A 14,131-nucleotide genomic window follows, 5' to 3' on the forward strand; every position below is an offset into this window, starting at 1 on the left:
TAAAACGTAAAATCGTAGGAGCGAGGCTTGCCCGCGAAGAGGCCAGGTTGGACAGCAGGGATATCACGTGAATTCGAAAGTATCGGCATCCAGATTCGCCGGAAACCGCGTGCGATACGCTGACAGTTCCGCCGCATCCAGCACCACCTTGAACACCCCGTCCGCGTCCCCGGCGCTGAGCAATGTCTCGCCCTGGAAATCCAGCACCTGGCTGTCACCAGTATACGCAAAGCCTTTACCATCGGTGCCAATGCGGTTCACCGCCGCCACGTAGCACAAGTTCTCGATCGCCCGCGCCGGCAGCAAACGGTTCCAGTGCTGGCGTCGCGCACCCGGCCAGTTGGCGGTGTACAGCAGAAGGTCCGTGTCCTGGGCGTCGCGACTCCACACCGGGAAACGCAAGTCGTAGCAAATCAAAGGTCGCACTCGCCAACCCTTGAGCTCGAACTGTACCTGACGCTCGCCGGGGTGTAGTGGTTATGCTCGCCGGCCATGCGGAACAGATGACGCTTGTCGTAATGCCACACCTCGCCGTCCGGCCGTGCCCACAACAGCCGATTGCGATGGCTGCCATCGGCGGCCTGGACAATGACGCTACCGGTGATCACCGCATCAAGCTTCGCCGCCTGAGCGCGCAGCCATTTGCTGGTAGGGCCGTGTTCCGCCTCGGCGAGCGTCTCGGACTCCATGGAGAAACCGGTGGTGAACATCTCCGGCAAGATAACCAGGTCAGCCCCGCGCGCCTGCTCCAGTAACGTCTCGAAATGCTCCAGGTTGGCCTGGCGGTCGTGCCAGGCAAGGGAAGTCTGAATCAGTGCAACGGTCAGGTTTGGCAACGCACTCAGATCACGCATAGTTTTTCCGCTGCTTCACGCAGGGTCTCCTCGCGTTTGGCAAAACACAGTCGCACCAGGCGCTGGCCTTCGGGCGGCGTCTGGTAGAACACCGAGATCGGAATGCTCGCCACGCCATGTTCGCGGGTCATCCACAACGCCATCTCGACGTCATTGAGATCCGGACGAATCTGCGAGTAATTAACCAACTGGAAATACGTACCCGTCACCCGGGTGAAACTGAAACGCGACGGTGCCAGCAGATCGCAGAACAGATCACGCTTGGCCTGATAGAAGCCCGGCAGCTCTTCGACGTGTTCCGGATGCTCGGCCATGTAATCGGCCAAGGCATATTGCAACGGCGTCACGCCGCAAAAACTGACGTATTGGTGCACCTTGCGCAGCTCAGCCGTCAGTGCCGGTGGCGCGACCACATAGCCGGTTTTCCAGCCGGTGACGTGGTAAGTCTTGCCAAAGGAACTGACCACGAAGGCACGCTGATACAGCTCTTCATGGGCAAGTACGCTGACATGGGGCACACCGTCGAACACCAGGTGCTCGTAGACTTCGTCGCTGATCACATAGATATCGCGATCGCGGATCAACGCCGCCAACTGGTCCAGTTCGACACGACTGATCAGGGCACCGCTGGGATTGTGCGGAGTATTGAGGATGATCATGCGCGTGCGCGGGCTCAGCGCTTCGGCGAGCTTCTGGAAGTCGATACTGAAATCATTCGCGCCCAGTTGTACATGCACGCAACGCCCACCGGCCAGCTCCACCGAAGGTTCGTAACTGTCATAGGCCGGATCAAACACGATGACTTCGTCACCGCTGTGGATAACTGCCTGAATCGCGCAGAAGATCGCCTGGGTTGCGCCGGGGGTAACTGTCACCTCGTGGTCGGCATCGACGCTGACGCCATAGCTGCGGGCGATCTTCGCCGCAATCTGCTGACGCAGGGTCGGCAGGCCGGTCATCGGCGAATACTGGTTATGGCCATTGGCAACATGACGACCGACCGCATCGCACAGGGCCTGCGGGGCATCGAAATCAGGAAAACCCTGGGACAGATTGAGCGCGCCGGTTTGCGCCGCGAGCTGAGACATCTGAGTGAAGATAGTGATGCCGACATTCGGCAGCTTACTGGTGATCATCGGTAGTTCCCTGCTCTACACCCGGCTCTAACGGCGGCGCGGGAGAGCCCGAGGATAGCCCAAACGGCGCCCATAAAAAAGGGCGCCAAAAGCGCCCTTTTTTCAACCCCGATCCCCAGTAGGAGCGAGGCTTGCCCGCGAATGCCACACCGCGGTGTATCAGGTACACCGCATTATCGTTCTTCGCGGGCAAGCCACGCTCCCACAGGGGTCGCGCTTAACCAACAATCAGCGCTTATCGCGGCGCTTTTTGTCGGCCTTTTTGTGGTGCGACATCATGCGACGCTTCTTGTTGACCTGACGGTCGGTGAGCGAGTTCTTGTTGCCTTCGTACGGGTTCTCGCCGCCCTTGAACTCGATGCGGATCGGCGTACCGACCAGCTTCAAAACACGGCGATAGGTGTTTTCCAGGTAACGAACGTAAGACTTCGGCACCTTCTCGATCTGGTTACCGTGAATCACGATGATCGGCGGGTTCGCGCCACCCAGGTGGGCATAACGCAGCTTGATCCGACGGTTATTGACCATCGGTGGCGCGTGCTCACCGACCGCGTCTTCCAGAATCTGGGTCAGGCGGTTGGTCGGCCAGCGGGTGACCGCAGACTTGAACGAGTTCTGCACCGAAGCGTAGAGGTTACCCACACCTGTACCATGCAGCGCCGAGATGAAGTGGATGTCGGCGTAGTCGACGAAGAACAGTCGACGTTGCAGCTCGACCTTCACGAAGTCGCGCTCGCTTGGGGTCATGCCATCCCATTTGTTGATCGCGATGACCAGCGCACGGCCCGATTCAATGGCGAAGCCCAGCAGGTTGAGGTCATGGTCTACCACGCCTTCGCGAGCGTCCATCACGAAGATCACCACGTTGGCGTCTTTGATGGCTTGCAGGGTTTTGACCACGGAGAACTTTTCGACTTCTTCGTGGATCTTGCCGCGCTTGCGCACACCGGCGGTGTCGATCAGCGTGTACTTCTCGTCGTTACGCTCGAACGGGATGTAGATACTGTCGCGGGTGGTGCCGGGCTGGTCATAAACGATTACCCGGTCTTCACCGAGCATACGGTTGACCAGGGTCGACTTACCGACGTTCGGACGTCCGATGATCGCGATCTTGATCCCGTCTTTTTCGCTTGGACCAGGAATGCGCTTGGCTTCCTCGCCTTCGGCAACGTCCTCTTCCTCGCCTTCTTCCGGCTCTTCTTCGTCTTTAGGGAATTCGCTCAGGGCGATTTCCAGCATCTGGGTGATGCCACGACCGTGAGCACCGGCGATCGGGATCGCGTGGCCCATGCCCAATGGGGCGAATTCGGCGCGGGCCATTTCAGGGTCGATGTTGTCGACCTTGTTGGCAACCACATAAGAACGCTTGTTACGTTTGCGCAAATGCTCGGCGATCATCTGGTCGGCGGCGGTGAAACCGGCCTTGGCATCTACCAGGAACAGCACTACATCCGCTTCTTCAATGGCCAGCAGCGACTGCTCGGCCATTTTTTCGTCCATACCATGCTCGTCACCGGAGATACCGCCGGTGTCGACCAGAATGTAGGAACGCCCTTGCCACTTGGCCTCACCGTACTGGCGATCACGGGTCAGACCGGACAAGTCGCCGACGATGGCGTCACGAGTCCTGGTCAGGCGGTTGAACAAGGTGGACTTGCCGACGTTCGGTCGGCCCACCAGGGCGATTACGGGAACCATGCGGCTCTCCACTTCGTTATTTCAGAAAATACAAAAGCCGCTGCGAGGCAGCGGCTGGTGCTCGGGACCACCCTGGGCACGTATTTGTGGGAGCGAGCCCTGCTCGCGATAAACGTATGGACACCGCGTTTATCCAGGGAGCCAACGTCATCGTTGACGCCCATCGCGAGCATGCTCGCTCCTACAGTCATACCCCAAGCATAGTCATTACTTAATGGTCAGGGCTTCCAGTTTGCCGCTGTTGCCATATACATAAATCGTGTCACCCACCACCAGCGGACGGGCACGCAGGCCGTCGCTGTCGATGCGTTCGCGGCCGACGAAACGACCGTCCACCTGACTCAGCAAGTGCAGGTAACCTTCCAGGTCACCGACTGCAACGTAGCTGGAGAACACTTCCGGCGCCGACAGTTGACGGCGGGCCAGCGAATCGTTGCTCCACAAAGCTGTGGTGGAACGCTCGTCGACGCCTTCAACGGTGCCCGAAGACAGGCTCACGTAGACACTGCCGAAACCCTGGGCTACACCGGCGTAGCTGGAAGCATCACGCTGCCACAGCTGACGACCGCTTTGCAGGTCCAGTGCCGCAACGCGACCCTGATAGCTCGCGACATAAATCGTCTCGCCAGACAGCAGCAGGCCACCGTCGATGTCGACCACGCGCTCCAGCTCCGAACGACCTTGCGGAATCGCTACACGCTGTTCCCACACCGGCACGCCGTTGGAAATGTCGAGAGCGACCACTTTACCGGTCGACAGGCCAGCCACCGCCAGGCGGTTGGTGACGATCGGCGCACTGGTGCCGCGCAGGGTCAGTACTGCAGGTGTGCTGTCATACAACCAACGCTGGCTGCCGGTCGCGGCGTCCAGACCGATCAGACGATCGTCCTGGGTCTGAACCACAACCACATCACCGTTGTTGGCCGGTGGTGCGAGGACTTCGCTGGACACGCGAGCGCGCCATTTCTCTTCACCGTTGATGGCGTCCAGGGCAACGATTTCACCCTTGAGCGTACCGATCGTCAGCAGACCGTAACCAACGCCAACGGCACCGGAAACAGGCAGCTTGAGATCTTTCTTCCACTTGACGTCGCCGTTGCTGCGATCCATCGCCACCACAACACCAGTCACGTCGGCGGCGTAGATGGTGTCGCCATCAATGGCAGGAACCAGCATGTTGTAGGTTTCGCCCTGACCGTCACCGATCGAACGACTCCACTGTTTATGCAGAACCACTTCTTCCTTGAAATCGGTCAACTCGGCCGGTGGCAGTTCTTTCTTGCTGTTGCTGCTGCAACCCGCGGCCAAAATGGCCAGAGCCAGCAATGCTGCATGTTTCCAACGGATCACGTCACGCATCCCCTTTGGCCAGGTCGTCCAGCTTGATTTGTAGGCCACCGACCGCCGCTTCATCCGACAGTGCCGCCTTGGCTTTTTGATAAGCCGCGTGCGCTTCGTCGGTACGTCCCAGCTGTACCAGCAGGTCGCCCTTGAGCTCTTCGCGAGTGGCCATGAACGCCTTGTCGGCATCGCCTTCGAGCAGTTTCAGGGCTTCATCGACCTTGTTCTGCGCGGCCAGCACCTGCGCCAGGCGCTGACGGGCGATTTCGCCCAGGGCTGGGTTGGACGGTTTGGCAACGATGGCTTTCAGCTCGCTGGCTGCGTCATCCAGCTTGCCGCTGTCGACGGCGACTTTCGCCACGAACAGGCTGCCGTATTGCGCATAGGCGCTGCCGCCAAACTCGCTGTTGAGCTTGGCTGCCAGGTCCGAAACACGGGCGGCATCAGGCTTGCCGTCAGGCGTCAGCGTGGTTTCCAGCAATTGCTGATAGAGCATCGAGGCGCCTTGCGACTGATTGCTCTGATACTTGTGAAAGGCTTGCCAGCCGAACACGATGACCAGCGCCAACAGGCCGCCAGTGACCAGGGGCTTGCCGTTGCGTGACCACCAGTCCTTCAAATCCGCCAGATGTTCGTCTTCGGTACTCGACACCCCAATACTCCTCAATCGCTAAATCGGCTGTTTATGACAGCTTCAACCCTGCACGACGCAGGTGGCCAGGTGTGCAGCAAGCGCATCCCAGGCAATGCTTTGTTGTTCGCCCTGGCCACGCAGGGGTTTGAAACCTACCACTTGCTGGGCCATCTCGTCGTCACCGAGGATCAGTGCATACAATGCACCGCTCTTGTCGGCTTTCTTGAACTGGCTCTTGAAGCTGCCGCCGCCGGCATTCACTTGCAGGCGCAGGTTGGGCAACTGGTCACGCACACGCTCGGCCAGTGTCAGGCCGGCCAGCTCGGCTTGTTCACCGAAGGCGCAGAGGTAGACGTCGACCTGACGGGAGATCTCTTGCGGAATCTGCTCCAGGGTTTCCAGCAGCAGGACCAGGCGCTCAATGCCCATGGCGAAACCGACACCCGCAGTCGGCTTGCCGCCCATCTGCTCGACCAGGCCGTCGTAGCGACCACCGGCACACACGGTGCCCTGGGCGCCCAGTTTGTCGGTGACCCATTCGAAAACGGTCTTGCTGTAGTAATCCAGCCCGCGAACCAGCTTCGGGTTGATCACGTAAGGAATGCCGGCGGCGTCCAGACGAGCCTTGAGGCCCTCGAAGTGCACGCGGGATTCTTCGTCGAGGTAGTCGGCCATTTTCGGCGCATCGACCAGAATCGCCTGCGTATCGGCGTTCTTGGTGTCCAGGACCCGCAAAGGGTTTGTTTTCAGGCGACGCTGGCTGTCTTCGTCCAGCTTGTCCAGATGTCCGGACAGGAACTCGACCAGCGCTTCGCGATAACGGCCTCGGGACTCGCTGGTCCCCAGGCTGTTGAGCTCGAGCTTGACTGCATCACGGATGCCCAGCTCGCCCCACAGGCGCCAGGTCAGCACGATCAACTCGGCATCAATGTCCGGACCGTCAAGGTTGAACACCTCGACACCGATCTGGTGGAACTGGCGGTAACGGCCTTTCTGCGGACGCTCGTGGCGGAACATCGGGCCGATGTACCAGAGCTTCTGTACCTGGCCACCGCCGGTGATGCCGTGCTCAAGCACAGCACGCACGCAGGCCGCGGTGCCTTCAGGGCGCAAGGTCAGGGAGTCGCCGTTGCGGTCGTCGAAGGTATACATCTCTTTTTCGACGATGTCGGTCACTTCACCGATGGAGCGTTTGAACAGCTCGGTAAACTCGACGATCGGCATACGGATCTGCTTGTAACCGTAGTTATCCAGCAGTCGCGAAACGGTGCCTTCGAAATGACGCCACAGCGGAGTCTGTTCGGGCAGGATGTCGTTCATGCCACGAATGGCTTGCAGAGACTTGCTCACTATAAATCCTTAAATTCGTTCGGCTCTTTAGTCAGGCTCAGCCACGCGCAATGACGGCAGCGTCAGCTTCGACCTTTTCGGCCGCTTTCTGGCGGATCAAGCGTTCGAGCTCATCCACCAGATTGTCATTCGTCAGTTTCTGCGACGGCTTGCCGTCGATGTAAATCAGGTTGGGTGTACCGCCGGTCAAACCGACATGGGCTTCCTTGGCTTCACCCGGTCCGTTGACCACGCAACCGATGACCGCAACATCCAGCGGCACCAGCAGGTCTTCGAGGCGCCCTTCCAGCTCGTTCATGGTCTTGACCACATCGAAGTTCTGCCGCGAGCAGCTCGGGCAGGCGATGAAGTTGATACCACGGGAACGCAGGTGCAGGGACTTGAGAATGTCGTAGCCGACTTTCACTTCCTCAACCGGGTCGGCCGCCAACGAGATGCGAATAGTATCGCCAATCCCTTCGGCAAGCAGCATACCGAGGCCCACGGCGGATTTCACTGTGCCTGAACGCAAACCACCGGCTTCGGTGATGCCCAGGTGCAGCGGCTGGACGATTTCCTTGGCCAGCAAGCGATAGGCCTCGACGGCCATGAACACGTCGGAGGCTTTCACGCTGACCTTGAAATCCTGGAAGTTCAGACGCTCAAGGTGCTCGACGTGACGCAGGGCCGATTCGACCAGCGCGGCCGGGGTTGGCTCGCCGTATTTCTTTTGCAGGTCTTTTTCCAGGGAGCCGGCGTTAACACCGATGCGAATCGGAATCCCGCGATCACGGGCGGCATCGACCACGGCGCGTACGCGATCTTCACGACCGATGTTGCCCGGGTTGATCCGCAGGCAGTCGACACCCAGTTCTGCCACGCGCAATGCAATCCGGTAGTCGAAATGGATATCGGCAACCAATGGCACCTTGACCAGTTGCTTGATCTTGCCGAAAGCCTCGGCGGCGTCCATGTCCGGCACGGAAATCCGCACGATATCGACGCCGGCCGCTTCCAGACGATTGATCTGCGCAACGGTGGCAGCGACATCATTGGTGTCGCTGTTGGTCATGCTCTGCACAGCGATAGGCGCATCGCCGCCAACAGGCACGTTACCGACCCAGATCTTGCGCGATTCGCGACGTTTGATTGGAGATTCGCCATGCATGACTTATTGACCCAACTTCAGGCGAGCAGTCTCGCCACTGGTGAACGGAGCAACGTCAACCGCCTGGCCGTTGTAACTGACCTGCGCGCCACGGGCGAAGCCCAGGCGTACGGCAAACGGCGGCTTGCCGCTGACAGAAAGGCTATCGCCTTTACGCTTGAGACCACTGAACAGCACCTTGCCGCTGCCATCGCTCACTTGCGTCCAGCAATCGGCGGTGAATTGCAGTTGTACCTTGCCCTGGCCGGCAACCGGAGCAGCAGCCGGAGCTGGCGCTGCAGCGGCTGACGCAGCAACGGTCGGAGCAATCGGTACGGTCACAGTCGGCGCCGGTACGGCAGGAACAGCAGGGGCCGGAGAGGCAGGCGTCGCGACCACCGGAGCAGTGCTGCGCACCGGTGCAGCCGGCGCTGGCGCAGTAACTGCTGCTGGTGCAGCCGCTTGAGCTTCAACAGGCGCTTCAGCCGAAGTCTCAGCCTGCGGCAACGCCAGTGCGGTTGAATTGTCAGTCTGACCTTCCGCGACAGCCTGGTCTTCCGGCTCGTCCAGCGGATGAATTTGGGTAGTGCCGTCGGCACCTTCGACCTCAACGTGTTCGGGGCTCAGGCTGATCAAATCCTTGTTGCGCAGCGAAGTTTGATCCTGCCACCAGACAAAACCACCGCCAATCACCGCAACCAGCAACAACAGGCTGACAATACGCAAGATAGTGTGGGAAACCCGGACCGGCTCTTCGATACGACCCAGGCTATGAACGCTGCTGCCCTGGGAGTCGGTGCCGGTGGATTGGTCGAACTGCTGGACCAAAACGGCCTGGTCCATGCCGAGCAATTTGGCATAGGCGCGAATATAGCCGCGAGCGAAGGTATGCCCAGGCAGCTTGTCGAATTCGCCGGCTTCCAGGTTACTCAGGGAGTTGACGGTGAGGTTGAGCTTGAGGGCCACTTCGGCCAGCGACCAGCCATTGCTCTCGCGGGCCTGGCGCAAGGTCTCACCGGGGTTAACGCGATTCGCTGCTACAACTTCGGGATGCGCCGCTTTCATCATTGCTCCGACAGGTATTGCTGATATTCCGGTGTACCGGGATAGAGTCGTTTTAATTGCAGGCCAACACTGGCGGCCTTGTCGCGATCTTCAAACACTTTTGCCAGCCGAACGCCGAGCAATAGACTACGTGCATTTTGCTCGGTGAGCAGGCTAAAACGATCGTAGTAGTCACGCGCGGGCACATAATGCCTGTCTTCGTAAGACAACTCAGCCATTTCCAGCAATGCACGTGGTTGCTGGCGATTCAAACGCAGGGCTTTTTCCAGTTGCTGCTGGGCCAGGTCGCGCCGGCCTAGCATCGAAGCGGTCACGCCCAGGTTCTCGAACACTCGCGAACGCTCAGGATACAGGGTATCGGTGGCGGCCTGTTCGAAGCGCTCGTAGGCTTCCTTGTAACGTTTTTGCTCGAAAAGAAAACTGCCATAGTTGTTGAGGATTCGTGCATCGGCAGGACGGGAAGACAGCGCCTTGCGAAAATGCTGGTCGGCCAGTTCCGGCTCCGCCTCGGCCTGGAAAACCAGCCCCAGTGCCGCGTTGGCGTCCGGGTCCGCATTATCCAGGTCCAGCGCCTTCTTCAACGGCACTTTTGCACGCTCGGTCATGCCCTGTTGCAGATAACCGATACCAAGCTGCACATACGCGTCACGCGCTTCGTCTCGGCCCTTGCTGGTCTTCATGGGGTTGTAATCACCCGAAAGAACACAGCCACCACACAGGCTGGCCAATAACAAAAGCAGCGCAAAGCGCAGGGACATAGAGATCCTCTCTTGATTATTTGTTCGCAGCGGTCTGTGCCGTATCGTTGTCGGCGTTCAGTTCACGCACGGCGATATAACGTTCGCTGCGACGGGTGCGATCCAGCACCTGCCCTACCAGTTGACCACAGGCTGCATCGATGTCTTCACCACGGGTGGTGCGGACAGTGACATTGAAACCCGCATGATGAAGCTGATCCTGGAACCGACGAATGGCGTTGTTGCTTGGCCGCTCGTACCCGGAGTGCGGGAACGGGTTGAACGGAATCAGGTTGATCTTGCACGGGATATTCTTGAGCAACTCGATCATTTCTACCGCGTGTTCGACCTTGTCGTTCACGTCTTTGAGCAAGGTGTACTCGATAGTCAGCACGCGCTTTTCGCCCAGGGACGACATGTAGCGCTGGCACGACTCGAGCAGCATCTTAAGCGGATACTTCTTGTTGATCGGCACCAATTGGTTACGCAATGCGTCGTTCGGTGCGTGCAGGGACAACGCCAGCGAAACGTCGATGTGCTTGGACAGCTCATCGATCATCGGCACCACGCCAGAGGTGGACAGGGTCACGCGGCGCTTGGAAATGCCGTAGCCCAGGTCATCCATCATCAGATGCATGGCGGCAATGACGTTGTCGAAGTTCAGCAGCGGCTCACCCATGCCCATCATCACCACGTTGGTGATGGCACGGTCGACGGTTGCCGGGACGCTGCCAAAGGATTTGTTGGCAATCCACACCTGGCCAATGACTTCGGCGGCGGTGAGGTTGCTATTGAAGCCTTGCTTGCCGGTGGAGCAGAAACTGCAATCCAGGGCACAGCCTGCCTGGGACGAAACGCACAAGGTGCCGCGTTTGCCCTGGGGAATGTACACGGTCTCGACGCAGCTGCCGGACGCCACGCGCACCACCCACTTGCGGGTGCCGTCGGTGGAGATGTCCTCGCTGACAACTTCGGGACCTCGGACCTCAGCAATAGCCTTGAGCTTTTCGCGCAAGGCCTTGCTGACGTTCGACATGGCGTCGAAATCATCGACGCCAAAGTGGTGAATCCATTTCATTACCTGACCGGCACGGAAACGCTTCTCCCCGATTGAGTCGAAGAATTTTTCCATTTCCTGTTGAGTCAGACCCAGCAGGTTAGTTTTTACAGTCGATGTAGTCATGGATTCACCTTCACTCTTAAGCCAATGCTTAGCGAGTGGTTACTTCAGTAGCTGCGAAGAAGTACGAGATTTCGCGAGCGGCAGCGGCTTCGGAGTCCGAACCGTGTACAGCGTTGGCGTCGATGGAATCAGCGAAGTCAGCGCGGATGGTGCCGGCAGCAGCTTCTTTAGGGTTGGTAGCGCCCATCAGCTCACGGTTCAGAGCGATAGCGTTTTCGCCTTCCAGAACCTGAACGACAACCGGACCGGAGATCATGAAAGCAACCAGGTCGCCGAAGAAACCACGAGCGCTGTGCTCAGCGTAGAAGCCTTCAGCTTCAGCTTTGGACAGTTGCTTCAGTTTCGAAGCTACAACGCGCAGGCCAGCTTTTTCGAAACGAGTGGTGATCTCGCCGATAACGTTTTTTGCAACTGCGTCAGGCTTGATGATGGAGAAAGTACGTTGAACAGCCATGGTGTAACTCCAGAAACGGTAATTTGCGAAAAATTAAACCCGCGAATTATACGCGGGTTCTTGGGTATTGCCTAACCTGCAGCGTGGCTCAGTCGCGTTCTTCGATCCAGTGGGACTGAATGGCCTCCAGGATCTTTTCGCCACAATGTTCAGGCATGTCGTCGAACTCGGGCAATTCCAGTACCCATTTGCGCAGATCGACGAAGTTGACCGACATAGGATCTACATCGGGCTTGCTTTCAGCCAGCTGGATTGCGATTTCCAGCACATCAGTCCACTTGAGACTCATGACAATTCCTTGAATCAGTGCGGCGCTTCGGCTGCGTGGTTGAGCGAGTATTTCGGAATTTCGACGGTCAGGTCTTCAGTCCCGACTTTGGCCTGACAACCCAGGCGCGACTGAGCCTCCAGCCCCCAAGCCTTGTCAAGATAGTCTTCTTCCAGCTCGTCGGCCTCTTCCAGCGAGTCAAAACCCTCGCGGATGATGCAGTGACAGGTGGTGCAGGCGCAGACGCCGCCACAGGCACTTTCCATCTCGATATGGTGCTCATGGGCGAGCTCGAGGATGGACGTACCGGTCTCAGCCTCCACGACCATGCCTTCCGGGCAAAACTTTTCGTGTGGCAGAAAAATGACCTGCGGCATCGTTATTCCTCAATCTCATTCAGGTTGCGCCCCGCCAGCGCGGCTTTCACCGTCGAATCCAGGCGGCGGGCAGCAAAGGCATCGGTCACTTGCGACAGACGCTTGGTCTGCTGCTCGATGGCGTAACCATCAGTACCTTTCATCAGTTCGGTCAGTTCCTGCACCTGCATGTCGATGACCATGCGCTCATCAGCATCAAGCAGACGGTCGCCGTCGGCCTCCAAAGCAGCCTGCACCGCCTCGATCAGACGCTGGGCATCGACCTGCTGCTCACGCAGCACGCGGGCAACCTTGTCGTCATTGGCATGCTGGAACGAATCCTTGAGCATCTTGGCGATTTCGCCGTCGGTCAGACCGTAGGACGGCTTGACCTGGATGCTGGCTTCAATGCCCGAACCCAGCTCGCGAGCGGAAACGCTCAGCAGACCGTCGGCATCAACCTGGAAGGTCACACGAATCTTCGCCGCACCCGCAACCATCGCCGGAATACCACGCAATTCGAAACGCGCCAGGGAGCGACAGTCACTGATCAGCTCGCGCTCACCCTGCAGCACGTGAATCGCCATGGCCGACTGGCCGTCTTTATAGGTGGTGAAGTCCTGGGCGCGGGCAACAGGGATGGTGGTGTTGCGCGGGATCACCTTCTCCATCAGGCCGCCCATGGTTTCCAGACCCAGGGACAACGGAATCACATCGAGCAGCAGCAATTCATCGCCGTCACGCTTGTTGCCAGCCAGGGTGTCGGCCTGGATCGCAGCACCGATAGCCACCACTTGATCCGGATCGATTTCGGTCAGCGGTTGACGACCGAAGGCTTCGGCGACGGCTTCGCGAACGCGCGGGACGCGAGTCGAACCACCGACCATGACCACCGCGTGCACTTCTTCGAGCTCGACACCAGAGTCACGAACAGCGCGACGGCAAGCCTTCAGGCTGCGAGCGACCATCGGCTCGATCAGCGCATTGAAGGCTTCGCGGGTCAGTTCGGCTTTCCAGTCACCGTAAGCGACTTCTACGGCCACGGCATTGGTCAACGCCTCTTTGGCCGCACAAGCGGTTTGCAGCAAGTTGCGTTGCGCACCCGGATCGAGGTCGGCAGACAAACCGGCGCTCTCGATGATCCAGCCAGCGATCGCGTGATCGAAGTCATCGCCGCCCAAGGCACTGTCGCCACCAGTGGCCAGTACTTCGAAGACACCGCCGGTCAGGCGCAAAATCGAGATATCGAAGGTGCCGCCACCCAGATCATAAATAGCGACCAGGCCTTCGGCGTGCTGATCCAGACCATAAGCGACCGCCGCCGCGGTCGGCTCATTGAGCAAACGCAGCACGTTGAGACCGGCCAGCTTGGCCGCATCCTTGGTGGCTTGACGCTGAGCGTCGTCGAAATAGGCCGGAACGGTGATCACCGCGCCCACCAGCTCACCACCCAGGGTGGCTTCGGCACGCTGGCGCAGGACCTTGAGGATATCCGCCGAGACTTCAACCGGACTTTTCGGGCCCTGGATCGTGTCGATGAACGGCATGTGCGATTCGCCACCGACAAAGCGGTACGGCAGTTGGTCGCCCAATTGCTTGACGTCGGACAGACCACGACCCATCAAGCGCTTGACCGACAGCACAGTGTTCAAAGGATCGGTGGCGGCAGCCAGTTTGGCCGACTCGCCGACCTCGACGCGATCGGCGTGATAACGCACGGCAGACGGCAGAATGACCTGCCCTTGCGCGTCGGCCAGAGGCTCGGAAAGACCACTGCGCAATGCAGCGACCAGCGAATTGGTAGTGCCCAAGTCGATTCCCACAGCCAGGCGACGCTGGTGCGGTTGAGGACTTTGGCCGGGTTCGGCGATCTGCAGTAGGGCCATCGTTATCAGGTCTTATCTGTATATCAGGCGTGCGACCGGAGCG

At 59.1% G+C, this 14,131-nt stretch carries 13 protein-coding genes and 1 pseudogene; all 14 read right to left on the bottom strand.

Features of this window, described 5'->3' with window-relative positions:
- Window positions 1-63: 63 nt before the first annotated feature.
- Window positions 64-854 (bottom strand): annotated as a pseudogene (locus CES87_RS16785) (amidohydrolase).
- On the bottom strand, window positions 842-1,990 hold the full coding sequence (locus tag CES87_RS16790) for a pyridoxal phosphate-dependent aminotransferase (RefSeq protein WP_128607010.1): 1,149 nt from the start codon (window positions 1,988-1,990) through the stop codon (window positions 842-844). The pseudogene CES87_RS16785 and the gene CES87_RS16790 overlap by 13 nt, the downstream one beginning before the upstream one ends.
- A gap of 228 nt (window positions 1,991-2,218) precedes the next feature.
- A complete protein-coding gene (der, locus tag CES87_RS16800) occupies window positions 2,219-3,688 on the bottom strand; it encodes a ribosome biogenesis GTPase Der (protein ID WP_128607012.1) in 1,470 nt (489 codons plus the stop codon).
- A gap of 207 nt (window positions 3,689-3,895) precedes the next feature.
- Entirely contained in the window at window positions 3,896-5,047 is a 1,152-nt protein-coding gene (bamB, locus tag CES87_RS16810) for an outer membrane protein assembly factor BamB (RefSeq protein ID WP_128607014.1), read from the bottom strand.
- A complete protein-coding gene (locus tag CES87_RS16815; RefSeq protein ID WP_128607015.1) occupies window positions 5,040-5,681 on the bottom strand; it encodes a tetratricopeptide repeat protein in 642 nt (213 codons plus the stop codon). The genes bamB and CES87_RS16815 overlap by 8 nt, the downstream gene beginning before the upstream one ends.
- Before the next feature lie 42 nt (window positions 5,682-5,723).
- Window positions 5,724-7,013: a histidine--tRNA ligase gene (hisS, locus tag CES87_RS16820; RefSeq protein WP_128607016.1), complete on the bottom strand. Its 1,290-nt coding sequence runs from the start codon at window positions 7,011-7,013 to the stop codon at window positions 5,724-5,726.
- Between the two features lie 37 nt (window positions 7,014-7,050).
- Window positions 7,051-8,160, bottom strand: a complete 1,110-nt coding sequence (gene ispG, locus CES87_RS16825) for a flavodoxin-dependent (E)-4-hydroxy-3-methylbut-2-enyl-diphosphate synthase (RefSeq protein ID WP_128607017.1) — start codon at window positions 8,158-8,160, stop codon at window positions 7,051-7,053.
- A 3-nt stretch (window positions 8,161-8,163) separates the two neighbouring features.
- Window positions 8,164-9,204, bottom strand: coding sequence for a RodZ family helix-turn-helix domain-containing protein (locus CES87_RS16830; RefSeq protein WP_128607018.1), 1,041 nt, complete (start codon window positions 9,202-9,204; stop codon window positions 8,164-8,166).
- Entirely contained in the window at window positions 9,204-9,962 is a 759-nt protein-coding gene (gene pilW / locus CES87_RS16835; protein ID WP_128607019.1) for a type IV pilus biogenesis/stability protein PilW, read from the bottom strand. Before pilW ends, CES87_RS16830 begins: the two co-directional genes overlap by 1 nt.
- A 16-nt stretch (window positions 9,963-9,978) precedes the next feature.
- Window positions 9,979-11,124 carry a 23S rRNA (adenine(2503)-C(2))-methyltransferase RlmN gene (rlmN, locus tag CES87_RS16840; RefSeq protein ID WP_128607020.1) on the bottom strand — a complete coding sequence of 382 codons (1,146 nt, stop codon included), beginning with the start codon at window positions 11,122-11,124 and terminating at the stop codon, window positions 9,979-9,981.
- A 28-nt stretch (window positions 11,125-11,152) separates the two neighbouring features.
- Window positions 11,153-11,578 (bottom strand): nucleoside-diphosphate kinase, encoded by a 426-nt coding sequence (gene ndk, locus CES87_RS16845; protein ID WP_007916882.1) that lies wholly within the window; start codon window positions 11,576-11,578, stop codon window positions 11,153-11,155.
- An 88-nt stretch (window positions 11,579-11,666) separates the two neighbouring features.
- Window positions 11,667-11,867, bottom strand: coding sequence for a Fe-S cluster assembly protein IscX (iscX, locus tag CES87_RS16850; RefSeq protein ID WP_128607021.1), 201 nt, complete (start codon window positions 11,865-11,867; stop codon window positions 11,667-11,669).
- A 14-nt stretch (window positions 11,868-11,881) separates the two neighbouring features.
- Complete coding sequence (gene fdx / locus CES87_RS16855; RefSeq protein ID WP_085715824.1) at window positions 11,882-12,223, bottom strand: ISC system 2Fe-2S type ferredoxin; 342 nt, start codon at window positions 12,221-12,223, stop codon at window positions 11,882-11,884.
- A 2-nt stretch (window positions 12,224-12,225) separates the two neighbouring features.
- On the bottom strand, window positions 12,226-14,088 hold the full coding sequence (gene hscA, locus CES87_RS16860; protein WP_128607022.1) for a Fe-S protein assembly chaperone HscA: 1,863 nt from the start codon (window positions 14,086-14,088) through the stop codon (window positions 12,226-12,228).
- Window positions 14,089-14,131 lie beyond the last annotated feature (43 nt).

It is taken from the genome of Pseudomonas sp. ERMR1:02, from assembly GCF_002277815.1.
Classification (GTDB): Bacteria; Pseudomonadota; Gammaproteobacteria; order Pseudomonadales; family Pseudomonadaceae; genus Aquipseudomonas.